Origin of the sequence: Pararhizobium sp. PWRC1-1, assembly GCF_049897905.1 — a bacterium.
Lineage (GTDB): Bacteria > Pseudomonadota > Alphaproteobacteria > Rhizobiales > Rhizobiaceae > Pararhizobium.
On sequence record NZ_JAFCXE010000011.1, the window covers coordinates 202255 to 228710 of the forward strand.

A 26456-nucleotide genomic window follows, 5' to 3' on the forward strand; every position below is an offset into this window, starting at 1 on the left:
GATTTTTTTGTTGTTACAGTGGCATGAATGAATTTAAAGGCGCGCTGAATGCCCTATCGCTCGACCCAGACCCTGTCTCCCGGCCCGACAGACAAAACGCCGCTTCACACGATTGCATTGGCCCATGACCAGCGGCATCTGCGCCGAAAACTGCTGCATCTCGACAATGACGATGTGGTGATGCTCGATCTCAAGGAAGCCGTCATGCTGGCCGATGGCGATCTTCTTGTGCTCGACACCGGCGACCATGTGCGCATCGCAGCCGTCGCCGAACCGCTTTATGACATCCGTCCGCGCGATCCGCTCCACCTGATCGAACTTTCCTGGCATCTCGGCAACCGGCACCTTGCAGCCGAAATCCGGCTGGAGCGGATATTGATCCTGCGCGATCCGGTGATCAAGGCGATGCTGGAAGGTTTGGGCGCGACGGTGGGGGAGGTCACAGAACCGTTCCAGCCGATGCGCGGCGCCTATCACGGGTCCGGCGGGCATTCGCATAGGCATGGCGGCCATCATCACGCCCATGACTGATCTGGCCGGTACGCAGGCGCTTTTGCGGTTGGTGACATGGTTGTCGCCGGCTTTTCCAGTCGGTGCATTTTCCTATTCCGGCGGGCTCGAGCAGGCGGCTCACGATGGGTTGATCACCGGCGCGCCGGGGCTTGCCCGGTGGCTGCGGGCGCTGATCGAGCATGGCTCGGGCTGGAATGACGCCCTGCTGTTGGCCGAGAGCTATCGTGCCTGTGGCGATGCGCCAAGACTGGCGGCGGTGCGGGAACTGGCGGAAGCGCTGGCCGGGTCGCGGGAGCGCCATATGGAAACTATACTGCAGGGCGAGGCGTTTGTGACGGCGGCTGCCCATTGGCCGCATCCGGTGCTGGAAACGCTGACCGGTGCCGTTGCTTACCCCGTGGCTGTTGGCGCAGTTGCGGGCGCGCATCGCACCGGGCTGGAACCAGCCGTTGCTGCCTACCTGCATTCGACCGCGTCCAATCTCGTGTCTGTCGCAATCCGCTGCGGAGTCACCGGACAGACGCATGGCGTCGGTGTGCTGGCCGAACTGGAGCCTATCATTGCTGAGACGGCAGTAAAGGCTTCGCAGAGCACGCTGGACGATCTCGGCTCTGCCACCATCACGGCCGATATTTCGGCGCTGCGCCATGAGACTTTGCATTCGCGGCTCTTCCGGTCCTGACGGTTTGAGCCCGCTTTCTTGAAAGGAATGTTGCGATGAAATCTGCCAATGGTCCCCTTCGTGTCGGCATCGGCGGTCCGGTCGGCTCCGGCAAGACGGCGCTGACCGACAAGCTCTGCAAGGCGATGCGCGAACACTATTCGATCGCCGTCGTCACCAACGATATCTACACCAAGGAAGATGCCGAGGCGCTGGTGCGCATGCAGGCGCTGCCGTCGGACAGGATCGTCGGCGTCGAGACCGGCGGCTGCCCGCACACGGCGATCCGCGAGGATGCGACGATCAATCTGCAGGCCATCGCCGATCTCAACCGCCGCATTCCCGATCTCGACGTCATCTTCATCGAATCCGGCGGCGACAATCTGGCGGCGACTTTTTCGCCCGATCTGGCCGACATCACCATCTATGTCATCTCGGTTTGCCAGGGCGAAGAAATCCCGCGCAAGGGCGGGCCGGGGATCACCCGTTCGGATCTGCTGGTGATCAACAAGAAGGATCTGGCGCCCTATGTCGGTGCCGATCTCGATGTCATGGAACGCGATGCCAACCGCATGCGCGCCGAACGGCCGTTCGTGTTTTCGGACATGAAACGCGGCGAGGGCGTGGAGACGATCGTTGATTTTCTGAGGGTCGAAGGCGGGCTGTAAAGTTCGCAATATTCCAGAACGAAAAAGCCCGGCCGCATCCTTGATGCGACCGGGCTTTTTCATCCTGATGCGGAAGGTCTATTCGGCTGCGAGCGCCGGATGGTTGATGACGTTGCCGCTGCGTTTGGGGCCTTCCAGCTTGTTCAAGCGCTCCTGCAATTCATTGATCGTCTTGCTCTGATCGGTGACGATATCGGTGAGTGCTGCGTTTTCCAGCACTTCCGTCTCTTCATCCTTTTTGCCGACGAAGCGGCCGAAAATCTTGCCGAGCAGGCGCGACAGGTCGTCCATGATCAGGAAGAAGGCCGGTACGACGAGGAGCGAGATCACCGTCGAGACGATAATGCCGCCGATCACCGCGATGGCCATCGGCGCACGGAACGAGCCGCCTTCGCCGACACCCAGTGCCGAGGGCAGCATGCCCGCCGACATGGCAATCGATGTCATGATAATCGGCCGTGCGCGCTTGCGTCCCGCCTCGATCATCGCCTCCGTTCGCTCCATGCCGCGGTGCATCATCTCGATGGCGAAATCCACCAGCAGAATGGCGTTTTTCGTAACTATACCCATCAGCATCAAGATGCCGATCAGCACCGGCATCGACATGGCGTTCCGGGTCAGGATCAAGCCGATTGCCACGCCGCCAATGGCGAGCGGCAGCGAGAACAGGATCGTGAAGGGCTGGATGATGTTCTTGAACAGAAGGATCAGCACCACCAGCACCAGCATCAGGCCGAGCAGCATGGCGTTGCCGAAGCCCGCTTCCATTTCCGCCTGAACTTCGGCGTCACCGCTTTCGAGGAACTCGACGCCGGCGGGCAGCTTGGTTTCCTTGGCAATCTCCTTGAAGCGGTCCGAAGCCGTGTTGAGGGCCACGCCGATCGGCAGGTCCGCGCCCATGGTGACGACGCGGTTGCGGTCGTAGCGCTTGATAGAGCTCGGGCCTTCAGAATAGTTGATATCGGCCACGGTCGAAATCGGCACCAGCGCACCGGCCGCCGTCTGGACTTTCAGATTGCGGATGGCGGCGAGGTCGGTGCGGAAATTCGTATCCACCTGGACACGGATCGGGATCTGCCGGTCGTCGAGCGAGATTTTCGTCAGGGCCGCATCGATATCGCCGATGGTGGCGACGCGAACGACGTCGGCAATCTGCGAGGTCATGATGCCGAGACGCGACATCTGGTCGGCACGCGGACGGATCTGCAGTTCAGGCCGCGGCAAGGCGCCGTCCGGGCTGACATTGGCGAGCAGCGGCTCGTTGCGCAGATTGGCTTCCAGCATGGCAACGGCTGAGTTGAGGGCAGCGTCGCTCTTCGAGAGAAGATTGAACGACAGATCGCGTTCGCCCCGGTCGTTGAGCTTGAGGATGCGGACGTCCGGAATGGAACGAACGGCGGCATAGACCTGCTTTTCGATTTCAGCCTGTGGAATGATGCGGCCGGCCGGCGGCAGTTTCGGCAGATACTGACCGATCACAGGTAGGCGGCCGAAGACGTCGTTGACCACCTTGTTGAGAAGCGAATGGTCAAGCTTGGCCAGCATGACGGTGATGGTCGCGCGGCGCAGTTCGAGGTCACCCTTCGGCGAGGCGCCGCCAAGGACGAAGATGCCTGCGACGCCGTTGAGATCCTTGATCCGGGCGTAGATTTCTTCCGTCGTCTTGTCGGTGTCCTCCAGTCGTGCATCCGGCGGCAATTCGACGGACAGAACGATGCGCGACGCATCTTCAGTCGGCAGAAAGCTGCCCGGAACGGTCATCAAAAGCATGACCGATCCGATAACAAAACCGATGGCGGCAAGCATCGTTGCATAACGCATGTACCAGCGCCGGGTCGTCGTGCTGACCAGCCATGTATAGCCGCGCATGATCGTGCCGTCGCTGTCATCGTGATGACCGTCGCCGTCGCTTGATTTCATGAGATAGGCCGCCATCAGCGGCGTGATCAGCCGCGCGACCATCAGCGAGAAGAACACCGAGACCGCGACCGTCAGGCCGAACTGGATGAAGTACTGGCCGGGAATGCCAGGCATGAACGATACGGGCACGAACACCGCGATGATCGTGAACGTCGTCGCAATCACGGCAAGACCGATTTCGTCGGCTGCCTCGATCGCCGCCCTGTAGGGCGTTTTGCCCATCTTGATATGCCGGGCAATATTCTCGATTTCGACGATGGCGTCATCGACGAGAATGCCGGTCGCCAGCGTCAATGCGAGGAAGCTGACCAGGTTCAGCGAGAAGCCGAGCATGTCCATGACCCAGAAGGTCGGAATGGCCGACAGCGGCAGGGCCATGGCTGAGATCAGCGTTGCGCGCCAGTTGCGCAGGAACAGCATGACCACGGCAACGGCAAGCAGCGCGCCTTCGAGCAACGTATGGATCGCGGCTTCGTAATTGCCGTAGGTGTAGTAGACGGAATCATCGACCAGTTCGATCGATACGTCGGGATTTTTCGCCCGCAGTTCCGTCAGCGTCTTGCCGACGGTTTCGGCGACGGAAACCTCGCTTGCTCCCTTGGAGCGGAAAACGGCGAAGGTCACGACCGGCGTGCTGTTGAAGCGCGAAAACGACTTCGGTTCCTCGTAGGTGTCTGTCACCTTGCCGAGTTCGGAAAGCCGGACGAACCTGCCATTCGGCATGGCGATCATGGTGTTGGCCAGACCTTCGACCGAGCGTGCATCGCCGAGCGTGCGGATCGCCTGCTCGCTGCCGCCCACCTGTCCACGGCCGGAGCCGAGGTCGGTGTTCATCTTGCGCAGCTGATTGTTCACGTCCGAGGCGGTGATGCCGTAGGAGTTCAGGCGGGCATCGTTGAGTTCGACGCGAACTTCGCGGTCCGCCCCGCCGTAACGGTCGATCCGGCCGATGCCGGACTTGCCGTGAAGCGCGCGCTTGACGGTATCATCGACGAACCAGGAGATTTCCTCAAGCGTCATGCCGGGAGACGAGACGGCAAAAGTCTGGATCGCCTGGCCTTCGACATCGACCTTGGAGACGATCGGCTCTTCTACCGAGGCGGGCAGATCACCGCGAATGCGGTCGATCGCGTCCTTGGTGTCCTGAACGGCCTGATTGGTCGGCACGTCCATCATGAACATCACGGCGGTGTTGGAAACCCCGTCGCTGATGGTCGAGGTGACGTGATCGACGCCGGAAATACCGGCAACGGCATCCTCGATTTCCTTGGTAACCTGCGATTCAAGCTCTGCCGGTGCCGCACCGCTCTGGGCGACGCTGATCGAGACGATCGGGACGTCGATGTTGGGGAAGCGCGTGATCGGCAGCGTGTTGAAGGATGAATATCCAAGATACATCAACAATACGAAGGCGAGGATCGGCGCAATCGGATTGCGAATTGCCCAAGCTGAAAAATTCATGCCGCTCTTCCCGTCAATTGGTCGCCGTGGCGGCGGATGTCACCGGATTGATCTTGTCGCCGTCGCGCACATAGGCGCCGGCCTTGGCAACCACCTTGTCACCGGGCTTCAAACCCGTGGTGATCTCGATGAATTCACCATCCTGAATGCCTGTCGTCACTTTCGTCAGGTGAACAACGCCATCTTCGACCCTGCGCACGATCGTCTCTTTGCTTCCAACGGTAACGGCTGTCAGCGGCAAGACGATGGCCTGTTTTTCCTCGACGATGATCTGGGCATCGGCATACATGCCGACCCGGGCTTTTTCGGGCTCATTCAGCGAAATGTAGACGGCGCCCAAGCGGGTCTGGGCATCGACCATCGGTGAAATCAACCGGATCTTGCCGTCAATCTTGGTCTTGCCGTCGGCGAGCGTCACCACGGCTTTCTGGCCGATCGCAAGCTTGATGAGGTCGCCCTCGTTGATGTCAGCCCGCATTTCCAGCGCGCCGTCGCGAATGATCGTGAATAGCGGTTCGCCGGTGCCATTGGCTATGGCACCGACCTTGGCGGTCTTTGCCGAAACGATGCCGCTGACCGGTGATTTGACCTCGGTGCGGGCGAGGCGCAGGTCCAGATCCGACATCTGGGCTTCAACAACCTTGATATCGGCCTTGGCGACCGCGATGAACTGTTCGGCCGAATTGACACGGGCAAGGGCAGCGGTTGCTGCGGCCTTTTCCTGATCGCGCTGGGCGGTGGAGATGGATCCCGCTTCGGACAGCTTGCGCGACCGCTCGCTGACCCGTACGGCTTCCTCGGCATTGGCCTGCGCTTCGGCGAGTTGTGCCTGATATTGCGCGAGCGAGGCGTTGGCTTTGGCAAGGCTTGCCGCGTACTGGCTCTTTTGCAGGATCAGCATGTCTTCGTTGAGAACGACCAGCGTGCTGTCGGCTTCCACCCGGTCGCCAACATCAGCGTTCAGCGTGCGGATCGACAATCCATCAACCTGCGGCGAGACATAGGTCTCTTCCACGGCCTTGATGGCGCCGGTTGCGACGACACGGTCGATGACCGGTTTGTTCTCCACCTGGGTCACGACGATGGACGGCAATGTCTGCGTGGCTTTCGGCGCCGCGGCCTCCTGCGCGAATGCGGTACCAGACAGCAATGTCAGCAGCAGGGCAGTGGAAATTCCAAACGCAAACGTCTTGTTACGGGCCATCGGCTCACTTTCTTCGAATTCCAGATAAATCAGTTCGGTGACGCCTAAAACCTTGCAGGAAAGGCTTGTCGCCGTCATGTGCTGGAAGGGAAGGAAACAGCGCGTCGATTGCAATTACGTTACGCGTAGATTTTCCCCCGCATCCTCCTCAGAATGCCGTCGGGCTTTATTTAGTTAGGCCCTTTCGGCTATGCAAGATGATAGAAATAAAGAATGGTGCCTCATTATTTTATTTGTTGGGTGCCATCAATGCAACTTCTGTTTTATGTCTTTTTGTTGCGCAAACGTATTATCGAGTGTTGCAAATGAGAAACGCGCGGGACCAGCCCGCGCGTTTCTTCATTCAAAGTATTATAAAAACGCCTACTTGAGAGCGGCGTCAGTAATCTCGTGCGTGAAGGCGCCGACCGGCTCCTTGCTGATGACGGGATCGGAGCCACCCTTCAGCAGCGAAGCAACGGTGCGTTTATAGTCGGCGTCATCAAGCGCGCCGTTCGAGCCCGCCGTCAACTTGGCGACTTCGCTCATCATGCGCTTCTGGTGTTCTTCGGTCTGAGCACCGGTAGCGTCGTTTTCAAGAACGATGCTGGCTGCTTCGTCCGTATGCTCCTCGGCATATTTCCAGCCCTTCATCGAAGCGCGGATGAACTTGACCATCTTTTCCTTGAATGCCGGATCCTTGAGCTTGTCTTCTAGGACGTAGAGGCCGTCTTCCAGAGTTGCAACGCCCTGGTCCTGATACTTGAAGACGACGAGGTCCTCCTGCTTAATACCGGCATCGATAACCTGCCAGTATTCGTTATAGGTCATGGTGGAGATGCAGGCCGCCTGCTTCTGGATCAGCGGGTCGACGTTGAAGCCCTGCTTCAGCACCGTAACGCCATCCGGGCCGCCGTCGGTCTTGAGGCCCAGCTGGCTCATCCAGGACAGGAACGGATATTCGTTACCGAAGAACCAGACGCCCAGCGTCTTGCCCTTGAAATCGGCAGGTGAAGCGACGCCGGATTCCTTCAGGCAAGTCAGCATCATGCCGGATGTTTTGAAGGGTTGAGCGATGTTGACGAGCGCTACGCCCTTTTCGCGGGTCGCAAGGGCAGAAGGCATCCAGTCGACGACCACGTCGGCGCCACCACCGGCGATGACCTGCGGAGGAGCAATGTCAGGGCCGCCCGGCTTGATCTCGACATCGAGGCCTTCGGCTTCATAAAAGCCCTTGTCCTTGGCGACGTAATAGCCGGCGAACTGGGCCTGCGTGACCCATTTCAGCTGCAGTACCACCTTGTCGGCAGCCATAGCATGGAATGCGGACAGCGAAAAAGCGCTTGCCAGCAGCAATGATGCAAGTCTCGTCTTCATGTCAGTTCCCTTTTTGTTATGCCGGCCCGACGCGAGCCGGCGGCTTTTTTGTTGTGCCCGCCCACCACGGACGGGCCTTTCTTAGGCCGTCCGTGAATTTCGCACGGACGGATGCCAGAACGTGACAGCCCGCTCGATGAGCGCCACTATCCCGTAAAAAACGGAGCCAGCCACCGCCGCGACGGCGATTTCGGCCCAAACCATATCGACATTCATACGTCCCACTTCGGTGGAAATCCTAAACCCCATGCCGACGATCGGGGTGCCAAAGAATTCAGCGACGATGGCACCGATTAGCGCCAACGTGGAGTTGATCTTGAGCGCATTGAAGATGAAAGGCCATGCTGCCGGCAGACGCAATTTGACCAGCGTCTGAAACCAGCTGGCGGCATAGGTATGCATGAGGTCGCGTTCCATCGAACTTGCCGCAGCAAGTCCCGACACCGTGTTCACCAGCATCGGGAAGAAGGTCATGATGACCACGACTGCGACCTTCGACTGCCAGTCGAAGCCGAACCACATGACCATGATCGGCGCGACGCCAATGACGGGCAGGGCGGAGACGAAATTGCCGAGCGGTAAAAGCCCCTTCTGCAGGAAAGGCGAGCGATCGATGGCGATGGCGATGAGAAAGCCGAGACTGCAGCCCAATGTGTAGCCGATGATCACGGCCTTCAGGAAGGTCTGCTGGAAATCGGCCCAGAGTATCGGCACGGAGTTGATCAGCCGCGTCCAGATCATGGACGGTGGCGGCAGGAGGACCGAGGGAACATGGAACCCGCGCACGAGCCCTTCCCACAGAACCAGAATACTGACGCCGAACAGCAACGGTACCGCCAAGCGAACGGCTCTGTTGGCGGCCAGGTTTCTGAGTTTCTGGCGCACCAGCCATTCATTGGTTGCCCAGGCCGCGAGCCAAAAGGCGATGGCACCGAAGAGCAGACCGTAATTCATGGCTTCATCCCCATGCGTTTGAGGACGGCGGTATGGGCAAAGCCGACGATGATCACCAGGGTTGCGGCAAGGGCTGCCGCCATGAAGAGCGCGGACCATATCTGTACGGTCTGGCCATAATAGGAGCCGGCGAGCAGGCGGGCGCCGAGACCGGACACAGCCCCGGTCGGCAGTTCGCCGACAATGGCGCCGACCAGCGAAATGGCGATGGCGACCTTCAGCGAGGCGAAGAGATAGGGCATGGACGACGGCCAGCGCAGCTTCCAGAAGGTCTGCGCCGGGCTGGCATAATAGGTGTGCATCAGGTCAAGCTGGATCTGCTCCGGGCTGCGCAGTCCCTTCACCATGCCGACGACGATCGGAAAGAAGCTGAGATAGGTGGAGATCAGCGCCTTTGGCAGCAATCCGGATATGCCGATGGCATTGAGCACGACGATGATCATCGGAGCGATGGCAAGGATGGGGATGGTCTGGCTGGCGATGACCCAGGGCATCAGCGACCGGTCCATGGCGCGGTTATGGACGATGCCGACGGCGAGCAGGATGCCCAGCACGGTGCCGATGCCAAAGCCCAGCAGCGTCGCCGAGAGCGTGATCCAGGCATGGTAGACGAGGCTGCGCTTGGAGGTGATCGGCATCAGGAATGTCGTATTCCAGATTTCGGCGATCACCTGATGCGGGGCTGGCAGAACCGGCCGCTGCTGGAACATGGTTTTCGGCAGGATCTCGGCGAAGGTGATTTCTGTTCCGGCGCGGCCGGCCGTATCGCGCTCGAACGGCGCATTGAGGAAGACCACCGCCACATACCAGATGGCGAGGACACAGATAAGGATGCCGCCCACCGGCATGATCCTGTCTTTGAAAAGGTTCGGCTTTTCCATGCTCAAGCCTTCCCGCCGGCGGGCATCAGCATCAGCCCCATCGACACCACGCCAAGGGCGACACCGGCCAGTTGCGGCACGGTCATGCGCTCGCCGAAGACGGCAAACGCGATGAAATTGACCAGAAGCAGCTGGGCGATGGCCGAGGCGGAAATGGCAAGCCCAAGCCCACCCTCGCGCATCAACCGCACCATCATCAGGTTGCCCAGGCAATAGAGCCCGAGCGAAAAGAGCAGGATCAGGATATTGTTGCTGGAAACATAATAGCGCGATGCCGTTGCGGCACTGAGGAAGATGGCCATGGAGGCGGACAGCCAGAGGATGAAGGAGAGGTTCATGACGGTATCCCCACTAACGAACCCCATTGGAACAGAGTGTCCGGCAAGTTCTCCTCATTATCTCCGTCGGTCCTTTTCACCTCTATGAAGTTTTCACGACGATAGAAGCGCTGGGCGCCCTTGTTTTCGTCGAATGTCCAGAGGTTCAGTTGATCCGGAAAAAGTGTCTTTGCATGGTCGATGAGGCTTTTGCCAAGTCTCTCCCGACGGTAATCAGGACGAACATAAAGGGCCGTGACGTAGGCATCATCGGACAGTGCCATAAAGGCACAGACCTTGCCATCGACGTCGGCGACCTTGACCTGGCGTTCATGAAAGACGACGTCGCTGTAATATCGTTCGACATCCTCGTGATCGTGGACGCGTGCCATCCAGCCGGTTTCGTCGATCCAGCCGTTGAGGATCGCAGAACATGCCGACATGTCGGTTTTTTCGGCATCCCTGATGACGGTTGTCCTACTCATCATAGCTATGCCCCGCTCTTAGGCCTTCGCGCACCCGGCTGGCGATTTCGAGAAATTCAGGGCTTTCGCGGATGCCGAGCGGGCGTTCCTTGGGCAAGGTCGATTCGATGATATCGGTGACGCGGCCGGGGCGGGGGCTCATGACGACGATCTTGGTGGAGAGATAGACGGCTTCGGGGATCGAGTGGGTGACGAAGCAGATCGTCTTGTTGGTGCGGTCCCAGAGTTTCAGCAATTGCTCGTTCAGGTGATCGCGGACAATTTCATCGAGCGCGCCAAAAGGTTCGTCCATCAAGAGAAGATCGGCATCGAAGGCGAGAGCCCGGGCGATCGAGGCGCGCTGCTGCATGCCGCCTGAAAGTTGCCAGGGAAATTTCTTGCCAAAGCCTGTCAGGTTGACCAACTCCAGCGTGCGGTCGATCCGGGCCTTCTGGTCAGCAGTGCTATAGCCCATGATCTCCAGTGGCAGGGCGATGTTCTTTTCGATGGTGCGCCAAGGGTAGAGGGCGGCGGCCTGGAAGACGTAACCGTAGGAGCGGTTCTTGCGGGCGTCCTCCGGCGTTGTGCCGTTTACGGTGATCGATCCGGAGGTCGGTTTTTCCAAATCGGCGATGACGCGCAGGAAGGTGGTCTTACCACAGCCGGAGGGGCCGATGAACGAGACGAAATCGCCCTTGTTGACGTCGAGATTGACGCCCGTCAGGGCGTTGACGGGGCCGTCATTGGTCTCGAACGTGAGGCCGAGATCGCGCGCCGAAACGACGGATGCTGGTATTGTTATCATTGTATCCGATGCGCTCCGCTCTGAATGCCATTGCCTGGAAGATTGGTGTGACGTCATCCGGCTCCCAGCCTCCGACAGTCGTACTTCATATTTTTTAAATGGGGTATGCTGCTGGCGATATCGTTGCCGAGGAGATGGGGAAATGGCTGCCAAACCAGCCCTGTTCGGCGGTCATCGCCCGCAACGATCCGAACAAACAGGAAAGCGTCATCCTGTTGCCTGAACTGAAGGTTTAATCTCAGTGTTGCGTAAGTTGGCCCGTGGTGCCGCCTCTTGCCCGCCGGCCGGCGACAGAGTGATGTGCTGGATGGAGGGCGGCTCATTTGCATCTCTTCAGAGGCCCCCAGCGTGTCCCGTCATTGAAAGCGATAGTGTAGTCGTTGCCGGTGCGCAGAATATCGACACTGTCGTCCGCCTCTCCGCTTTCGCCTTCCGCGCTGCAGGAGACTGTCGCGGCAAAGGATGTGCCGTTCTTCGTCACCGGTTCCTTGAAGCTGCAATAGGACGCTGCCGTGGTGATGCCTTCATTGGTCAACAGGAAGAAATTGTCCGAACCGGTGGATTCGCCGGTCTTGGAATAGGCGCAGCCATCCGTGTTGCCATAGTCGCCGTCGAGGAACGCCTGGCTCGCAACCGCCGGTGCGGCCATTGCGAGGCTGGTCACAAGCAACAAAGCGATGCGGTTTGCCGCTCTCACCATCACACCCCGCTTGCCGGGATGCCGGTGCGCTGGACCTTGCGCGGCGCGGTGATGTCCTTCCAGGTCGACAGAGCCTTGTTGACGGCCGTAAAGGGTTCGCGACTGATGAACTTGCCCTGGCCTTCGCGGGTCTTGACGGTCGATTCCTCAATGGCAACCACGCCGCCTGTCAGCGTATAGCGCGGCAGGCCGGTGACCTGCTTGCCTTCGAAGACGTTGTAGTCGATCGCCGATTGCTGGCTTGCGGCCGAGATGGTTTTCGAGCGTTTCGGATCCCAGACAACGAGATCGGCATCGGCTCCGACCAGGATCGCGCCCTTCTTTGGGTACATGTTGAGGATCTTGGCGATATTGGTCGAGGTGACGGCGACAAACTCGTTCATGGTGATCCGGCCGGTGGCGACACCGTTGGTCCAGAGCATCGGCATGCGGTCTTCAAGCCCGCCGGTGCCGTTGGGGATCTTGGTGAAATCGTCGATGCCGAAGCGCTTTTGCGCCGTGGTGAAGGCACAGTGATCAGTCGCAACCACCTGCAGGGAACCGGCAGACAGACCGGCCCAAAGCGAGTCCTGATGCTGCTTGTTGCGGAACGGCGGCGACATGACGCGGCGGGCCGCGTGGTCCCAGTCAGGATTGGCGTATTCGCTTTCGTCCAGCGTCAGGTGCTGGATCAGCGGTTCGCCATAGACGCGCATGCCGTTTTGACGGGCGCGGCGGATGGCTTCATGTGCCTGTTCGCAGGACGTGTGCACCACGTAGAGCGGGCTGCCTGCCATGTCGGCGATGATGATGGCGCGGTTGGTGGCTTCGCCCTCGACGGCGGCAGGCCGCGAATAGGCGTGTGCCTCTGGGCCATTATTGCCGTCGGCGAGCAGCTTTGCCTGCATCTGGGCAACGATATCGCCGTTTTCGGCATGGACCAGCGGCAGCGCACCGAGCTCGGCGCAGCGCTGGAAGGAGTGGAACATCTCGTCGTCATCCACCATCAGCGCGCCCTTATAGGCCATGAAATGCTTGAAAGTGTTGATGCCCTTGTCCTGAACAATGGTCTGCATTTCGTTGAAGACCTGCTCACTCCACCAGGTGATCGCCATGTGGAAGGAGAAATCGCAATTGGCCCGCGACGTCTTGTTGTCCCACATGGTGAGCGCTTCGAGCAGCGACTGGCCGGGGGCGGGCAGGGCGAAGTCGACGACCATGGTCGTGCCGCCGGACAGGGCCGCGCGCGTGCCGCTTTCGAAATCGTCGGAGGAGTAGGTGCCCATGAACGGCATTTCGAGATGGGTATGCGGGTCAATGCCACCGGGCATGACGTAACAGCCGGTCGCGTCCAACGTCTCATCGCCCGAGAGGTTCGGACCGATCTCGACGATCTTGCCGCCATCGACCTTGACGTCCGCCTTGTAGGTGAGGTCGGCAGTGACGATGGTTCCGTTTTTGATGACTGTGGTCATGATCGTATTCCCTCTTTGGTGTTCGCAAAGGAGCCGGCGGGCGAAAAGCGGATCGCATCGCAGCGAGAGAAAATCTCACCGGACAGGACTGCGAGTATAGTGTCGAGAACCGCACGCCGTTCCCGCAAAATTTCGTCGTTCCAGAACCGCAAGACGGAATAGCCGTTTTCATTCAGCCAACGTGTTCGAACAATGTCGGACAGCGAGCCTGAATGCTGCGCGCCATCAAGTTCTATCACGAGGTTTTCTTCGCGACAGACGAAGTCGGCGACATAGGGGCCGAGCGGGACTTGTCTTGAGAACTTGTATCCGTTCAGCAGGCGATTGCGCAGTTCATTCCAGAGCTTGTATTCGGCTTCTGTCTCGTCCTGCCGCAAGTGACGCGCTTTGGTAGTTGCGCCATTGCGGCGCTTGGTGATGCCGTTGTTTTTCTGAGCGTTCACCGGAAGCCCCCCTCATCCGACCCTTCGGGCCACCTTCTCCCCGCTGGGGAGAAGAGGGAGATCTCGGCGGCCTTGTGCTTTACTGGCGGTTTCGAGATTGAGGGGACAATGATCGGTTCTGAGCCAGCGGCAGATACCCTCTTCTCCCCAGCGGGGAGAAGGTGGCCTGAAAGGCCGGATGAGGGGGCCACTGCCACAGTCTTCACCCCACGATCCCCGCCGTCTCCACCACCGCATGGAACAGCACATCACACCCGGCGGACGCCCATTCCTTTGATATCTCTTCGGCCTCGTTGTGGCTCAAACCACCGACGCACGGGCACATGACCATGGTGGCGGGGGCGACCTTGGAGGCCCAGCAGGCGTCGTGGCCGGCGCCGGAGATGAGGTTCATGTGGCTGTAGCCGAGCTTTTCGGCGGCGGTGCGAACGGCGGTGACCAGTGTTGGATCGAAGGTAACGGGTTCAAAATGGCCGATGGCTTCGATGGAACAGCCGACGCCGAGCGCTTCGGTGATCTTCGGGGCTTCGGCCTCGATCTTGGCGCGCATGCGGTCGAGCTTGGCCTTGTCCGGCGAGCGGATATCGACGGTGAAGACCACCTTGCCCGGCAGCACGTTGCGGGAGTTCGGCGAGAAGAACACCTGGCCGACGCCGCCGACGGCGCCCGGTTGGTTTTCCATTGCAACACCCTGGACCATCTCGACGATCCGCGCCATGGCAAGGCCGGCATTGACGCGCAGGTTCATCGGGGTCGAGCCGGTATGGGCTTCGCGGCCGGTGAGCGTAAATTCCAGCCACCAGAGGCCCTGACAGTGCGTCACCACGCCGATGGCCTTTTCCTCTGCCTCGAGGATCGGACCCTGTTCGATGTGATACTCGAAATAGGCGTGCATTTTTCGCGCGCCGACCTCTTCGTCGCCCTGCCAGCCGATCCGTTTCAGCTCGTCGCCATAGGTCTTGCCTTCGGGGTCCTTGCGGCCGTAAGCGTAGTCCAGCTCATGGATACCGGCAAAGACGCCGGAGGCCAGCATCGCGGGTGCGAAACGTGCACCTTCCTCGTTTGCCCAATTGGTGACGACGATCGGGTGTTTTGTCTTGATGCCGAGGTCGTTCATGGTGCGCACGACTTCGAGCGCACCGAGTACGCCGAGCACGCCATCATATTTGCCGCCGGTCGGCTGAGTGTCGAGATGGCTGCCGACATAGACGGGCAGGGCGTCCGGATCGGTGCCGGGGCGTGTGGCAAACATCGTGCCCATCTTGTCGACGCCCATGCTCATGCCAGCGTCTTCGCACCACTTCTGAAACAGGTGGCGGCCTTCGCCGTCTTCGTCGGTCAATGTCTGGCGATTGTTGCCGCCGGCAATGCCGGGGCCGATCTTGGCCATATCCATCAGTGAATCCCACAGACGGTCGGCGTTGACGCGCATGTTTTCGCCCGGTGCATGAGCCATGACGGTTCTCCTCATTCTTTTTAAGGGAGGCGCATTGGGCTGAGCATCCCGTCGTTCCCGTGGTCAAATCGGGGCAATCTGGTTTTTTCGATTGCCCTGCGATCAGCCGTTGCGTTTGCGTTTGAACTGACTGATAATTTGACCGGTTGGTAAAACATTACAACTTCCGTTGCCGCACTCAAGACGAAAAACAGAAAAAACGTCAGTGCCGTCCGAATTTTTGGATCATGCGGTTTTTGGAGGTTTTCAGGCCGCGCGCCGGCGGCGATTTGTGAGAAGACTGGGGGAAAGATGGTACTTCCGAGGGCAGCCCGAACGCAACGGCGAACCCGCATCCAGGAGGAGAAGGAAGAACTGATTCTGGAGGCGGCGCTGGACGTGTTCGCCACCCACGGTTTTCGCGGCAGCACCATCGATCAGATCGCAGATGTGGCGGGCATGTCGAAGCCCAACCTGCTCTATTATTTCCGCACCAAGGATGCGATGCACCGGGCGCTGATCGACCGGGTGCTCGACAGCTGGCTTGACCCGCTGCGCGAGTTCGACGCGGAGGGAAATCCGGTTTCGGAAATCCGCAGCTACATCCGCCGCAAACTGGAGATGGCGCGCGATTTCCCGCGCGAAAGCCGGTTGTTCGCCAACGAGATCCTGCAGGGCGCTCCCCATATCGAGGATGAGCTGAAAGGGCCTTTGAAATCGCTGGTCGATGAAAAGGCGGAGGTGATCCGCAGTTGGGCGAAAGCCGGCAAGATTGCCAAATGCGATCCGTATCACCTGATCTTCGCCATCTGGTCGACGACGCAGCATTATGCGGATTTCGATGTTCAGGTGCGCGGGGTGCTCGGCGAGGAACGTTCGGGCGAGGGACGCTTTGAAGACGCGGCGCGCTTTCTTGAGCAACTGTTTGTCAGCGGCCTGGAAATCCGGGAGGGCGGGGCCTTGACCGGTGACTAGGATGCCTCGCTGACAATACGGTTGCGGCCTTCGGCCTTTGCCCGGTAAAGCGCCATGTCGGCGCGTGTCAGCATATCGTCAAACGACAATCTTGAAACACCATGGCGGACAGCCAGGCCACCACTCACCGTGATCTTGAGGGGCTCTCTGCCGCCGATGTCAATCTCCAGGCGTTCCACAGCCCGCCGGATGCGCTCCGCCACGGCCTGGGCTGATAATGCGGAGGTTTTTGGCAGCACCACGCAGAACTCTTCGCCGCCGGTGCGTCCAAACAGGTCGTCCTTTCGCAGCGTCGAAGCGACAACGTTGGCGAAAGCGACGAGCGCCCTGTCACCGGCCGCATGTCCGAACCGATCGTTCACGGCTTTGAAGTGATCGATATCGAGCACGAGAACCGCTGATCCATCCGGGTTGCTATCTTGCGATACGATGTTCTCTCCCCTTGCCATCAAAGTGCCGCGAGCGAGCGTGCGCGTCAGAAAATCATGGTCAACCGAGTCCTGAAGGCGCTGAAGCAGGAAATTGCGCGTCGTCGTCACGCTCGCGACGGAAAGCGGCGCCATCGCGATCATGCCAAGGCCGAGCCGAATGGACTGTACCCAACAGAGTGGATCTGTGTTCGGCACTGTGCCCGCGCTGCTGAACACCATCATTCCCCAGATGCTGAAGACCAATGTCAGCAGCGCCGTCGGGAAGAGCGAAAAACTGGTGGCACACCAGAGAAGAGCCGGAACCGGAAAGGCGAAGGCCCCTGGTCCACCGATCAGGCTGCTGATGAACATCGACAGGATGAGTGCAGCCACGGGAAGGGCATTGCGTTCCCAGGATATCGTCTCGCGATTACCGAGTGTCAGCAATTCATTCCATTCGCTGAGCGGCGGCGCGATCAGCACGACCGGTAAAACGACGATGAAATTCACCAGCTCTGTTACGAGCCAGAATTCAAACCCGGAAAAATACGCCTCGTTCAGGGCCACCCCGGCTGCGATACCGCCGACGAGTGCGCTTGCGAGCGCTGCAGCCGTACAGATGACAAACATGATGATAACGGATTGAGGCTCGCGAAGGCGACGGTGATCTGCTCCGACGAATCTGTAGAGAAGGCTGCCGATAAAGACGCCGGCGATGTTGGCGCCGGTAAGCCATAAGGTCTTGACCAGGGGGCCGTGCATTATCAGGTCTGCCGTGACATAAGCAGCGAAGGCAGCGGCCCAGCCAACGGGCGTTGCAAACCGCGGATGCCGGACCATCAGGCCGAGCAGGATAGCGTTTGCCGGCCAGAACAGGGCAAGCAGACCGCTGGGGCGCGTGAAGATGCCGAACAGCGACGCCAGGAAAACGACACCGGCGAGAATGGCCGCACACAAGAATGTCATACCCAGCGCAGCATTCGAGGGCTTTACAGTGTGGTTGATCAGTGGGCGCATGGCAGGGGTATGCACGTTGACATGATTGCAGCATCCTTTGCACGCATTGGGTGTGCATACAGTCAGTTCATGTGAAAAGTATTACTGATAAGTAGGCGCAATTTTCATCCACGTCGTCTCCCGTGTTTGGATTGCTGGCATGCACATGGTGCATGCTCCAAGGCTACACCAACCGGTTAGGCCGGGGGCGTATTCTGGCCTCCGCCGGCCTTCATCATGACCGTCACCTCCTCTGCGTTCTCGACGATCAATGTTTCGAGCGTGCCTGCGCGGCCGCGAATGGAGATGTTGTAGCTTTCCCGGTCATCGACCTTGAGGCCGGCATACCGGATGAGATCGGCGGAAACAGCAAGCTGCGCGTCATATTCCTTGGCAAAGCCTTCCAGACGGCTTGCCGCGTTGATGGTGTCGCCAACGGCCGTCAGCGACGACGCCTTGCCATAGCCGATCTGGCCGATGATCGCCGGGCCGGCATGCATGCCCATGGCGATGCGCAAGGGGGTATCCAGCTCGCTCATGAAATTGCGGTTGAGAACGTCGATCCCTCTTGCAATACGGATTGTTGCCGTCAGCGCTTGGGCGCAGGCATCCTCGATGCTGTTGTTGAGGCCGAAGATAGCCAGCGCACCGTCTCCGATGAACTTGTCGATCACGCCGCCAGAGGTTTCCACCGCCTCGCCGATGGTCTCGAAATAACGGTTGAGCAGGAAGACGGTATCGAACGGCAGCTGTTTCTGGGCCAGCAGCGTGAAATCGCGCAGATCGCAAAACAAAACGGCGATATGGCGTTCGCGGCCGGCTGCCTGCTGCTCTGTCGGATTTGCCGTGAGGCCGACATTGTCGGCGCCGAGGATGGGAGAGATCGACAGATTGTGGTTCGGCCGCAGCTGGCAGGCAAGGCGCACATTGTCGGGCGCACGGATACGCGTCAGCGTCGCCCGCTCTGCATCGCTGGGCGGTGGCTGCCGTTCCAGACCTTCCGTCACTCGAACCCGGCAGGTCGAACAGCGTCCGCGACCGCCGCAGATCGACAGGTGTGGGATGCCGGCGGCGCGGCTTGCCTCGAGCACGCTAAAACCTTTTGCAACCGAGATGGCCCGGTCGGGATATGTGATGCGGATCTTTCCCCGCACGGGAATGGCGCGCAGGATCAAGGTTCCGCCGATCATGGCCAGCAGGCCGACAACGATGGACGTGGTGATTTGCCCCATGTTTTCGGGCGGGGTGCGCACTGGCATGAACCAGGCTGTCGATGGCAGTCCGACCTCCAGCGACCGCGCGCCCGCTGCAAAGCCAAGCAGAGCCAGCAGCGGAACGAGGACGGCGAAGGAATAGAAAAACAGGAAAAAACGCGGATACCAATTGCGGCCGCGCATCCAGAACCATGCACCGAGGCAGCCGTGTGCCCAGGCGATGATCAGTGCGAGTGATTGCCGTGTGGCGGTGATGGAGTCCGACCAGAGCAGCGGCAGCACCCGGTAATACCCGTCACCTTGGCCGGTCAGCATCCACTCGACCCGGGTGCTGACCACATGCCCGACAATGAGGAAGGGGAAGGTTAGGCCGAAGATGATTTTCAGCGCCTCGCGGACCGGCATGCGCAGGGTCTGGCGGCGATAGAGGCTTTCAAGGGCGAGCACGAAGTGTACGAGCAGCGATCCGTAGAGCAGCACCGTGCCGGGCCAGCTTCGCCAGAGCAAGTTGAAAATCCGGCGCGCGGCCTCCATGGTCTCGACCGAGATGAGACCAAGTGCGTGGTTGGAAAAATGCGTGAGCAGGAACAGGCCGAGGCAAGCGCCCGTCAGGAGATGCAGCCTTTTGCGGGTTCGTGAGGAGGCGATCTTCAAGCATACATCCGGTGTTGGCGGCAAAGCCGCGTATTGCTATCCTCTCTTATCGGCGAGTTCGCAGTAAGGGGCAACGCACGTTTTGGAGACGCTTTGTCGCGATTTCGTGTCCAATAGATTATCGCAGGCTTCATTGGTCGGAAGCGCCGCAGTTTTCCGGAGCAGGCCGCAGACGTCTGGATTTCAGCCAGCTGGCACTTAACGGATTTGTGGGGTCGTTTAAGGTGTTTAATGATGATCAACCGCCTCGCGTTTTTCGGCAAGGCGGCTGACAATGATCGAATGCCCAGGTTACTCGGCGGCCTGGCGGGCCATCGGGTTATTCGGGTGGGTCGTCCAGTTGGCGTAGTTTGCATCGACCACCTTGCCGGTGCGCTCGTCCAGCGTACCGGGCTCCAGACCCACCATGGTGATGCAATCCTGCACGGGACAGACGTTGACGCAGAGATTGCAGCCGACGCATTCGTCTTCCATCACCTCGAAGTGCCTGACACCGTCGACAAACTGGGTGATCGCCTGATGCGAGGTATCCTCGCAGGCGATGTGGCAGCGGCCGCACTTGATGCAGGAATCCTGGTCGATCTTTGCCTTGGCGATGTAGTTGAGGTTGAGATATTGCCAGTCTGAGACGTTGGGCACGGCGCGGCCGCAGATGTCGTCGAGGCTGCGATGCCCTTTTGCGTCCATCCAGTCGGACAACCCCGTGACCATCTCCTGGACGATCTTGAAGCCGTAGGTCATCGCCGCGGTGCAGACCTGAACGTTGCCGGCGCCAAGGACGAGGAATTCTGCCGCGTCCCGCCAGGTGGTGATGCCGCCGATGCCGGAGATCGGCAGGCCGTAGGTTTCCGGATCGCGGGCGATCTCGGCCACCATGTTAAGCGCGATCGGCTTGACCGCCGGGCCGCAATAGCCGCCATGGCTGCCCTTGCCGTTGATCGAAGGCTCCGGCGAGAAGGTATCGAGATTGACCGACGTGATCGAATTGATCGTGTTGATCAGCGAGACGGCGTCGGTGCCGCCGGATTTGGCGGCGCGCGCGGGCTTGCGGATGTCGGCAATGTTCGGCGTCAGCTTGGTGATGACGGGCATGCGGGTGTACTGCTTGCACCAGCGCACCACCATTTCGATATATTCCGGCACCTGTCCGACCGCAGCGCCCATGCCGCGTTCCGACATGCCGTGCGGACAGCCGAAATTGAGTTCGATGCCGTCAGCACCGGTTTCCTCGACCAGCGGCAGGATCGATTTCCAGGCGCTTTCCTCGCAGGGCACCATGATCGAGGCGATCAGGGCGCGGTCCGGCCAGTTCATCTTCACCTGCTTCATTTCGCGCAGGTTGGTGTAGAGGTCTCGGTCGGTGATCAGTTCGATATTGTTCAAGCCCAGCAGACGGCGGTCGGCGCCCCAGATTGCACCATAGCGCGGGCCATTGACGTTGACGACTGGCGGGCCTTCCTCGCCCAAAGTCTTCCAGACAACGCCGCCCCAGCCTGCCTTGAAGGCGCGCTCGACATTGTAGGCCTTGTCGGTTGGCGGTGCCGAAGCCAGCCAGAAGGGGTTCGGAGACTTGATGCCGACGAAGTTGTTGCGCAGATCAGCCATTGTTCATTCTCCCCTTCAAGCGACGGCAACGGCCGGCTGCGATGCAGCGGCGAGCACGTGGTTGATCGATTCGGCGGCGTCGCGGCCTTGTGCCACGGCGGACACCGTCAGGTCTTCACCGCCAAGCACACAGTCGCCGCCCGCCCAGACACGGTCGAGCGAGGTGCGGCCTTCGCCGTCGACGACGATGCGGCCGGACTGCAGGGTGATGATGCCGAGACCATCGGCTTCGAACGTCTGGCCGATGGCTTTCAGCACATGATCGGCGGTGATTACGCCGGTTTCGCCTGTGGTGGTCAGGCGGCCATCGGTAATGGTCGTATAGTCGAGTTCGATGCCGGCGACCTTGCCGTCGCGGGCGATGATGCGTTTGGGCTGCAGCCAGTGGCGGATGGTGACGCCCTTGGCGGCGGCGAGATCCTGTTCGAACTCGGAGGCGTTCATGTTCTCCTTGCCGCGGCGATAACAGATGGTCACTTCCTCGGCGCCGAGCAGCTTGGCCTGAACGGCTGCGTCCACCGCCGTCATGCCACCGCCGAGCACCACGACACGGCGGCCGATGGCGATATCGGCCCTGGTTGCCGATTGCCGCAGTGCTGCGATGAAATCGACGGCATCTTCGACGCCCTCTGCGGTTTCGCCTTCGGCCCTCAGCGCATTGACGCCGGCAAGGCCAAGACCGAGGAAGACGGCATCGTACTTGGCCAGCATGTCGCTCAGCGAGAAATCGCGCCCGAGCATCATGCGGTTGCGGATTTCGATGCCGCCGATGGCCAGCACGTAATCGACTTCGGCCTGAGCGAAATCATCAACCGCCTTGTAGGTGGCGATGCCGTATTCGTTGAGGCCGCCAGCCTTTTCACGGGCATCGTAGATGACGACGTCATGGCCCTTTACGGCCAGGCGGTGGGCACAGGCGAGACCGGCCGGGCCGGCACCGATCACGGCGATGGATTTACCCGTCGGTTCGGCGCGCTGATAGAACTGCCGGTTTTCGCGCATGGCGATATCCGTTGCATAGCGCTGAAGGCGTCCGATCTCGACGGGCCGGTGCTCGGCTTCGTTGCGCACGCAGGCCTGCTCGCAGAGCGTTTCGGTGGGACAGACCCGTGCGCACATGCCGCCGAGGATGTTCTGGTCGAAGATGGTGTTTGCCGACCCGATCGGGTTTCCGGTCGATATCTGCCGGATGAACAGCGGGATATCGATGGAGGTGGGACAGGCCGTCATGCAGGGCGCGTCGTAGCAGAAGTAACAGCGGTCGGAGGCAACCAGTGCTTCATGCTCGTCCAGCGGCGGGTGCAGATCGGAAAAATTCTTCTCGTATTCGACGGGAGACAGGCGCCCGCTCAGTATTCCAGTTTCAGTCGTTCCCATTTTTTGCTCCCAAATGTCGTGCCTCAGGATGTTGAAACGGTAACACGCTTTATTTTTTTATCAAACGGTAAAATTTTAAAATGAAAATCGCAGGAATCCCAGTACCGTAGGGCTTTCAAAGGCTCTGGAAAGGAAGGCGTTATGGTCTTTGTTTGACAGAAGCCGGGAAAAAGTGTCAGCACATCGTTCAGGGAGTATGGACAATGGCGCGCAGACCGGACGGCAATAACAGGCTCGATGACGCCGCACGTGCGGGCTGGCTCTATTATGTCGCCGGGCGCACGCAGGACGAAATCGCCTCCAGCATGGGTATCTCGCGCCAGTCGGCGCAGCGACTGGTTTCGCTGGCCATGGCCGAACGTCTGATCAAGGTCCGCCTCGACCACCCGATCGCCGCGTGTCTCGAACTCGGGCTTCGCCTCAAGGAAAAATTCGATCTACGGCAAGTGGATATCGTGCCGAGCGACCCCGGTTCATCGTCAACGACCGTCGGCATCGCCGAGGCGGGGGCGGCCGAGATCGAGCGCTGGCTGAAATCGGCTGAGCCGATCATCCTTGCGATCGGCACGGGGCGAACGTTGAAGGCGGCGATCGACCAGCTGCCGGCAATGGAATGTCCGCAGCATCGCATCGTCTCGTTGACCGGCAATATAGGTCTTGATGGATCGGCGGCCTATTACAACGTCATCTTCTCGATGGCGGATGCTGTCAAGGCGCGGCATTTTCCGATGCCGCTGCCGGTTCTGGTGTCGTCACCGGAGGAGCGGGCACTGCTGCACAATCAGGCGCTGGTCAAATCGGCATTGCAGCTGGGCTCGGAAGCCAATGTGGCCTTCGTGGGTGTCGGTGAACTCGGCCAGGACGCTCCCTTGTGCGAGGACGGCTTTCTGGCCCGCGACGAGATGATGCGGCTGATGGACGAGGGGGCTGCGGGTGAGATCTGCGGCTGGATGTTTGACCGTGACGGACAGATGCTGTCCGGCAGCATCAACAAGCGTGTCGCCAGCGTGCCCTTGCCGTCGCGCGATTCGGCGACCGTGATCGGCATTGCCAAAGGCCAGCGAAAATACTTCGCGCTGAGGGCCGCCCTCAAGGGGCGGGTGATCAATGGTTTGATCACGGACGAGTCGACTGCTGAGTTTTTGCTCGCCAACTGAGCGAATAACCAGAAATTTTTCCGAGCAAAATCAAATGAACCAGCAAACGTTTCTGCACTGCAGCAACGAATGCCGATTGACATTTTTTGCGGGTGTGTGAGTAATTGCCCACGAGCAAGGCAAATGCTCATAACTCTTCTGGGAGGAAGATATATGAACTTGAAAACTTTCCTGCTGGGCACATGCTTGGCAATCGTCATCGCGGGCTTCGCACAGGCAGAAACCCTCACCATTGCCACGGTGAACAATGGCGACATGGTCCGCATGCAGACGCTGACGGACGATTTCACCAAGGCCAATCCTGACATTCAACTCGAATGGGTCACCCTCGAAGAAAACGTGCTGCGCGAACGCGTCACCACGGATATCGCAACCAAGGGCGGTCAGTACGACGTCCTGACGATCGGTACCTATGAAGTTCCGATCTGGGCCAAGCAGGGCTGGCTGCTGCCGCTCGACAAGCTCGGCGCAGACTACGACGTCGATGACCTGCTTCCGGCCATCCGCTCGGGCCTGACCATGGACGACAAGCTCTATGCAGCACCGTTCTACGGCGAAAGCTCGATGGTCATGTACCGCAAGGACCTGATCGAAAAGGCCGGCCTGAAAATGCCCGATGCCCCGACCTGGGAGTTCATCGGTGACGCAGCCCGCAAGATGACCGACCGTGCGGCCGGGATCAATGGTATCTGCCTTCGCGGCAAGGCCGGCTGGGGCGAGAATATGGCGTTCCTGACCGCCACGTCCAATGCCTTCGGTGCACGCTGGTTTGACGAGAACTGGAAGCCCCAGTTCGATCAGCCGGAGTGGAAGGCGACGCTCGACATGTATGTCAAGCTGATGAACGATGCCGGCCCGCAGGGCGCCTCGTCCAACGGCTTCAATGAAAACCTGGCGCTGTTCCAGCAGGGCAAGTGCGGCATGTGGATCGACGCCACGGTGGCTGCTTCGTTCGTGACCAACCCGAAGGACTCCACCGTTGCCGACAAGGTCGGTTTCGCTCTGGCTCCCGACGCGGGTCTTGGCAAGCGCGGCAACTGGCTGTGGGCCTGGAACCTTGCCATCCCGGCAGGTACTCAGAAGGCGGAAGCTGCCGAGAAGTTCGTGTCCTGGGCAACCAGCAAGCACTATCTCGACATCGTCGCTGCCAAGGAAGGCTGGGCCAACGTTCCTCCAGGCACGCGCACCTCGCTCTACCAGAATGCCGAGTATCTGAAGGCGGCTCCGTTCGCCAAGATGACGCTCGACAGCATCAATGCCGCCGACCCGAAGAACCCTTCCGTCAAGCCGGTTCCTTACGTCGGTGTCCAGTTCGTCGCTATCCCGGAATTCCAGGGTCTCGGCACGACGGTCGGTCAGCTGTTCTCGGCGGCTCTCGCCGGTCAGATGACGGTTGATGATGCGCTGGCGCAGGCACAGCAGGTAACCACCCGCGAAATGACCCGCGGCGGCTACATCAAGTAGGTTCCTTCCCAAGGACAGGCAGCCCGGACTACCATCCGGGTTGCCAACTTCAACCTGACGTCACCCGCCGTGAAGTCTATTGTCACCGTGTCTGACGTCAGGCTTTTTAAAAAAGAATACCAAGGCGGCCGGCTTGCTGCCCTCCCGGCGGGGCGGGTGTCCGTACCGGCATCAGAGGGAGGGTGTTGAAATGGCTACGCAGAATACGCGGGCGCTTGCGCGCTGGATGATGGCCCCGTCTGTCGGGCTTCTCCTGATCTGGATGATCGTGCCACTGGCGATGACGCTGTGGTTCTCCTTCCAGAACTACAACCTGCTCAACCCCGGCAATGTCAGTTTCGCTGGCCTGTTCAATTATCAATATTTCTATACGGATCCTGCCTTTTTCCAGTCCATCTGGAACACGCTGCTCATCGTGTGCGGCGTGCTTTTTATCACGGTCATCGGCGGCGTCGCCATTGCGCTGATGCTCGACCAGCCTATGTGGGGGCAGGGGCTCGTCCGCATCCTGGTGATCTCGCCGTTCTTCGTCATGCCGCCGGTTGCGGCACTGGTCTGGAAGAACATGATCATGCATCCGCAATATGGCGTGTTTGCCGACATTGCCCGTTTCTTCGGGCTGCAGCCGGTCGACTGGTTTGGACAGTATCCGCTGTTTTCGATCATCATCATCGTCGCCTGGCAATGGCTGCCGTTTGCAACGCTGATCCTTTTGACTGCCCTGCAATCGCTTGATGGCGAGCAGAAGGAAGCAGCCGAAATGGATGGCGCCGGCTTCGTCAACCGCTTCATCTACCTGACGGTGCCGCATCTGGCCCGCTCGATCACGGTCGTCATCTTGATCCAGACGATCTTCCTTCTGGGCGTCTATGCCGAAATCCTCGTCACCACCAATGGCGGCCCAGGCTACGCATCGACCAACCTGCCGTTCCTGATCTACCGCACCGCTCTGCTCGGTTACGACGTCGGCGGCGCTTCGGCCGGCGGCATCATCGCAGTCATCCTCGCCAATATCGTCGCGTTCTTCCTGATGCGCGCCGTTGGCAAGAACCTCGACAAATAAGGGAGGCAAGACCATGGCCCGTGCAGTTTCGACCAGAAGAACCGTCTTCTTCACTATCGTCGCCTGGATCATCGCACTCGTGATCTTCTTCCCGATCCTTTATACGATCATCACCTCGTTCAAGTCAGAAACCGAGGCAATCCAGGGGTTCAACCTCATTCCCTCGGGCACGGTAGAAAGCTACGATGCCGTGCAGGCGCAGAGCAATTATTTCAAGTTCTTCCTGAACTCGGTCATCCTGTCGCTTGGCTCGACGCTGCTTGCCTTGCTGATTTCGGTGCCTGCCGCATGGTCGATGGCGTTTT

The 26456-nt window shown here is 59.8% G+C and carries 24 protein-coding genes and 1 pseudogene; 9 read left to right on the top strand and 16 right to left on the bottom strand.

Annotated elements, in window-relative coordinates; all coding sequences use genetic code 11:
• Positions 1-48 precede the first annotated feature (48 nt).
• Genes ureE through ureG form a run of 3 tightly spaced genes read left to right on the top strand, consistent with a single transcriptional unit; the run spans position 49 to position 1842 of the window.
• On the top strand, positions 49-531 hold the full coding sequence (ureE, locus tag ACP7E0_RS18375; protein WP_426126629.1) for an urease accessory protein UreE: 483 nt from the start codon (positions 49-51) through the stop codon (positions 529-531).
• Positions 524-1195 (top strand): urease accessory protein UreF, encoded by a 672-nt coding sequence (locus tag ACP7E0_RS18380; protein WP_426126695.1) that lies wholly within the window; start codon positions 524-526, stop codon positions 1193-1195. The genes ureE and ACP7E0_RS18380 overlap by 8 nt, the downstream gene beginning before the upstream one ends.
• Before the next feature lie 35 nt (positions 1196-1230).
• On the top strand, positions 1231-1842 hold the full coding sequence (gene ureG / locus ACP7E0_RS18385) for an urease accessory protein UreG (RefSeq protein ID WP_426126631.1): 612 nt from the start codon (positions 1231-1233) through the stop codon (positions 1840-1842).
• A gap of 78 nt (positions 1843-1920) precedes the next feature.
• On the opposite strand, the gene ACP7E0_RS18390 is transcribed toward ureG, so the two are convergent.
• From ACP7E0_RS18390 to ACP7E0_RS18425, 8 genes are all read right to left on the bottom strand, one after another.
• Positions 1921-5223 carry an efflux RND transporter permease subunit gene (locus ACP7E0_RS18390; RefSeq protein ID WP_426126633.1) on the bottom strand — a complete coding sequence of 1101 codons (3303 nt, stop codon included), beginning with the start codon at positions 5221-5223 and terminating at the stop codon, positions 1921-1923.
• 13 nt (positions 5224-5236) lie between these two features.
• Positions 5237-6427 (bottom strand): efflux RND transporter periplasmic adaptor subunit, encoded by a 1191-nt coding sequence (locus ACP7E0_RS18395; RefSeq protein ID WP_426126635.1) that lies wholly within the window; start codon positions 6425-6427, stop codon positions 5237-5239.
• Between the two features lie 363 nt (positions 6428-6790).
• Positions 6791-7783, bottom strand: coding sequence for an ABC transporter substrate-binding protein (locus ACP7E0_RS18400; RefSeq protein ID WP_426126637.1), 993 nt, complete (start codon positions 7781-7783; stop codon positions 6791-6793).
• An 81-nt stretch (positions 7784-7864) separates the two neighbouring features.
• The gene (locus tag ACP7E0_RS18405; RefSeq protein ID WP_426126639.1) at positions 7865-8737 is read right to left on the bottom strand and encodes an ABC transporter permease; all 873 of its coding nucleotides are present in this window, start codon (positions 8735-8737) and stop codon (positions 7865-7867) included.
• Entirely contained in the window at positions 8734-9585 is an 852-nt protein-coding gene (locus ACP7E0_RS18410) for an ABC transporter permease (protein ID WP_426126697.1), read from the bottom strand. The genes ACP7E0_RS18405 and ACP7E0_RS18410 overlap by 4 nt, the downstream gene beginning before the upstream one ends.
• Positions 9586-9620: 35 nt before the next feature.
• The gene (locus ACP7E0_RS18415; RefSeq protein WP_113312674.1) at positions 9621-9956 is read right to left on the bottom strand and encodes a hypothetical protein; all 336 of its coding nucleotides are present in this window, start codon (positions 9954-9956) and stop codon (positions 9621-9623) included.
• On the bottom strand, positions 9953-10423 hold the full coding sequence (locus ACP7E0_RS18420; protein ID WP_426126641.1) for a GNAT family N-acetyltransferase: 471 nt from the start codon (positions 10421-10423) through the stop codon (positions 9953-9955). The genes ACP7E0_RS18415 and ACP7E0_RS18420 overlap by 4 nt, the downstream gene beginning before the upstream one ends.
• Positions 10413-11204: an ABC transporter ATP-binding protein gene (locus tag ACP7E0_RS18425; protein ID WP_426126643.1), complete on the bottom strand. Its 792-nt coding sequence runs from the start codon at positions 11202-11204 to the stop codon at positions 10413-10415. Before ACP7E0_RS18425 ends, ACP7E0_RS18420 begins: the two co-directional genes overlap by 11 nt.
• A 98-nt stretch (positions 11205-11302) precedes the next feature.
• Here ACP7E0_RS18425 and ACP7E0_RS18430 point away from each other — a divergent pair, with 98 nt between their 5' ends.
• Complete coding sequence (locus ACP7E0_RS18430; RefSeq protein ID WP_426126645.1) at positions 11303-11440, top strand: hypothetical protein; 138 nt, start codon at positions 11303-11305, stop codon at positions 11438-11440.
• Positions 11441-11523: 83 nt separating this feature from the next.
• On the opposite strand, the gene ACP7E0_RS18435 is transcribed toward ACP7E0_RS18430, so the two are convergent.
• The 4 genes from ACP7E0_RS18435 to ACP7E0_RS18450 form a co-directional block, all read right to left on the bottom strand.
• Positions 11524-11904 carry a hypothetical protein gene (locus ACP7E0_RS18435; protein ID WP_426126647.1) on the bottom strand — a complete coding sequence of 127 codons (381 nt, stop codon included), beginning with the start codon at positions 11902-11904 and terminating at the stop codon, positions 11524-11526.
• Complete coding sequence (gene hydA / locus ACP7E0_RS18440) at positions 11904-13358, bottom strand: dihydropyrimidinase (protein WP_426126649.1); 1455 nt, start codon at positions 13356-13358, stop codon at positions 11904-11906. The genes ACP7E0_RS18435 and hydA overlap by 1 nt, the downstream gene beginning before the upstream one ends.
• The gene (locus ACP7E0_RS18445; RefSeq protein WP_426126651.1) at positions 13355-13801 is read right to left on the bottom strand and encodes an endonuclease domain-containing protein; all 447 of its coding nucleotides are present in this window, start codon (positions 13799-13801) and stop codon (positions 13355-13357) included. The genes hydA and ACP7E0_RS18445 overlap by 4 nt, the downstream gene beginning before the upstream one ends.
• Before the next feature lie 202 nt (positions 13802-14003).
• Positions 14004-15257: a Zn-dependent hydrolase gene (locus ACP7E0_RS18450; protein WP_426126652.1), complete on the bottom strand. Its 1254-nt coding sequence runs from the start codon at positions 15255-15257 to the stop codon at positions 14004-14006.
• A gap of 291 nt (positions 15258-15548) precedes the next feature.
• Between ACP7E0_RS18450 and ACP7E0_RS18455 the strand changes: the two genes are divergently transcribed.
• Positions 15549-16211 carry a TetR family transcriptional regulator C-terminal domain-containing protein gene (locus ACP7E0_RS18455; RefSeq protein ID WP_426126654.1) on the top strand — a complete coding sequence of 221 codons (663 nt, stop codon included), beginning with the start codon at positions 15549-15551 and terminating at the stop codon, positions 16209-16211.
• On the opposite strand, the gene ACP7E0_RS18460 is transcribed toward ACP7E0_RS18455, so the two are convergent.
• From ACP7E0_RS18460 to ACP7E0_RS18475, 4 genes are all read right to left on the bottom strand, one after another.
• Complete coding sequence (locus tag ACP7E0_RS18460; protein WP_426126656.1) at positions 16208-17638, bottom strand: diguanylate cyclase; 1431 nt, start codon at positions 17636-17638, stop codon at positions 16208-16210. The two genes, ACP7E0_RS18455 and ACP7E0_RS18460, sit on opposite strands and share 4 nt — an antisense overlap.
• A 176-nt stretch (positions 17639-17814) precedes the next feature.
• Positions 17815-19485 carry an adenylate/guanylate cyclase domain-containing protein gene (locus ACP7E0_RS18465; protein ID WP_426126658.1) on the bottom strand — a complete coding sequence of 557 codons (1671 nt, stop codon included), beginning with the start codon at positions 19483-19485 and terminating at the stop codon, positions 17815-17817.
• Positions 19486-19776: 291 nt separating this feature from the next.
• A complete protein-coding gene (gene preA / locus ACP7E0_RS18470; protein WP_426126660.1) occupies positions 19777-21090 on the bottom strand; it encodes an NAD-dependent dihydropyrimidine dehydrogenase subunit PreA in 1314 nt (437 codons plus the stop codon).
• Between the two features lie 15 nt (positions 21091-21105).
• Complete coding sequence (locus ACP7E0_RS18475; protein WP_426126662.1) at positions 21106-22467, bottom strand: NAD(P)-dependent oxidoreductase; 1362 nt, start codon at positions 22465-22467, stop codon at positions 21106-21108.
• A gap of 203 nt (positions 22468-22670) precedes the next feature.
• Here ACP7E0_RS18475 and ACP7E0_RS18480 point away from each other — a divergent pair, with 203 nt between their 5' ends.
• The 4 genes and pseudogenes from ACP7E0_RS18480 to ACP7E0_RS18495 form a co-directional block, all read left to right on the top strand.
• Positions 22671-23624: a sugar-binding transcriptional regulator gene (locus tag ACP7E0_RS18480; protein ID WP_426126664.1), complete on the top strand. Its 954-nt coding sequence runs from the start codon at positions 22671-22673 to the stop codon at positions 23622-23624.
• A 153-nt stretch (positions 23625-23777) separates the two neighbouring features.
• The gene (locus tag ACP7E0_RS18485; protein ID WP_426126666.1) at positions 23778-25088 is read left to right on the top strand and encodes an ABC transporter substrate-binding protein; all 1311 of its coding nucleotides are present in this window, start codon (positions 23778-23780) and stop codon (positions 25086-25088) included.
• Positions 25089-25278: 190 nt separating this feature from the next.
• Positions 25279-26151: a carbohydrate ABC transporter permease gene (locus tag ACP7E0_RS18490; protein WP_426126668.1), complete on the top strand. Its 873-nt coding sequence runs from the start codon at positions 25279-25281 to the stop codon at positions 26149-26151.
• Between the two features lie 13 nt (positions 26152-26164).
• A pseudogene (locus tag ACP7E0_RS18495) lies at positions 26165-26456 on the top strand (carbohydrate ABC transporter permease); the annotation flags it as partial.

What these genes read in the sequence shown, in the direction of transcription:
- ureE (WP_426126629.1), top strand. Translation starts at nt 49, where the DNA reads ATGCCCTATCGCTCGACCCAGACCCTGTCTCCCGGCCCGACAGACAAA.
- ACP7E0_RS18380 (WP_426126695.1), top strand. Translation starts at nt 524, where the DNA reads ATGACTGATCTGGCCGGTACGCAGGCGCTTTTGCGGTTGGTGACATGG.
- ureG (WP_426126631.1), top strand. Translation starts at nt 1,231, where the DNA reads ATGAAATCTGCCAATGGTCCCCTTCGTGTCGGCATCGGCGGTCCGGTC.
- ACP7E0_RS18390 (WP_426126633.1), bottom strand. Translation starts at nt 5,223, where the DNA reads ATGAATTTTTCAGCTTGGGCAATTCGCAATCCGATTGCGCCGATCCTC.
- ACP7E0_RS18395 (WP_426126635.1), bottom strand. Translation starts at nt 6,427, where the DNA reads ATGGCCCGTAACAAGACGTTTGCGTTTGGAATTTCCACTGCCCTGCTG.
- ACP7E0_RS18400 (WP_426126637.1), bottom strand. Translation starts at nt 7,783, where the DNA reads ATGAAGACGAGACTTGCATCATTGCTGCTGGCAAGCGCTTTTTCGCTG.
- ACP7E0_RS18405 (WP_426126639.1), bottom strand. Translation starts at nt 8,737, where the DNA reads ATGAATTACGGTCTGCTCTTCGGTGCCATCGCCTTTTGGCTCGCGGCC.
- ACP7E0_RS18410 (WP_426126697.1), bottom strand. Translation starts at nt 9,585, where the DNA reads ATGCCGGTGGGCGGCATCCTTATCTGTGTCCTCGCCATCTGGTATGTG.
- ACP7E0_RS18415 (WP_113312674.1), bottom strand. Translation starts at nt 9,956, where the DNA reads ATGAACCTCTCCTTCATCCTCTGGCTGTCCGCCTCCATGGCCATCTTC.
- ACP7E0_RS18420 (WP_426126641.1), bottom strand. Translation starts at nt 10,423, where the DNA reads ATGATGAGTAGGACAACCGTCATCAGGGATGCCGAAAAAACCGACATG.
- ACP7E0_RS18425 (WP_426126643.1), bottom strand. Translation starts at nt 11,204, where the DNA reads ATGATAACAATACCAGCATCCGTCGTTTCGGCGCGCGATCTCGGCCTC.
- ACP7E0_RS18430 (WP_426126645.1), top strand. Translation starts at nt 11,303, where the DNA reads ATGGGGTATGCTGCTGGCGATATCGTTGCCGAGGAGATGGGGAAATGG.
- ACP7E0_RS18435 (WP_426126647.1), bottom strand. Translation starts at nt 11,904, where the DNA reads ATGGTGAGAGCGGCAAACCGCATCGCTTTGTTGCTTGTGACCAGCCTC.
- hydA (WP_426126649.1), bottom strand. Translation starts at nt 13,358, where the DNA reads ATGACCACAGTCATCAAAAACGGAACCATCGTCACTGCCGACCTCACC.
- ACP7E0_RS18450 (WP_426126652.1), bottom strand. Translation starts at nt 15,257, where the DNA reads ATGGCTCATGCACCGGGCGAAAACATGCGCGTCAACGCCGACCGTCTG.
- ACP7E0_RS18455 (WP_426126654.1), top strand. Translation starts at nt 15,549, where the DNA reads ATGGTACTTCCGAGGGCAGCCCGAACGCAACGGCGAACCCGCATCCAG.
- ACP7E0_RS18460 (WP_426126656.1), bottom strand. Translation starts at nt 17,638, where the DNA reads ATGCGCCCACTGATCAACCACACTGTAAAGCCCTCGAATGCTGCGCTG.
- preA (WP_426126660.1), bottom strand. Translation starts at nt 21,090, where the DNA reads ATGGCTGATCTGCGCAACAACTTCGTCGGCATCAAGTCTCCGAACCCC.
- ACP7E0_RS18475 (WP_426126662.1), bottom strand. Translation starts at nt 22,467, where the DNA reads ATGGGAACGACTGAAACTGGAATACTGAGCGGGCGCCTGTCTCCCGTC.
- ACP7E0_RS18480 (WP_426126664.1), top strand. Translation starts at nt 22,671, where the DNA reads ATGGCGCGCAGACCGGACGGCAATAACAGGCTCGATGACGCCGCACGT.
- ACP7E0_RS18485 (WP_426126666.1), top strand. Translation starts at nt 23,778, where the DNA reads ATGAACTTGAAAACTTTCCTGCTGGGCACATGCTTGGCAATCGTCATC.
- ACP7E0_RS18490 (WP_426126668.1), top strand. Translation starts at nt 25,279, where the DNA reads ATGGCTACGCAGAATACGCGGGCGCTTGCGCGCTGGATGATGGCCCCG.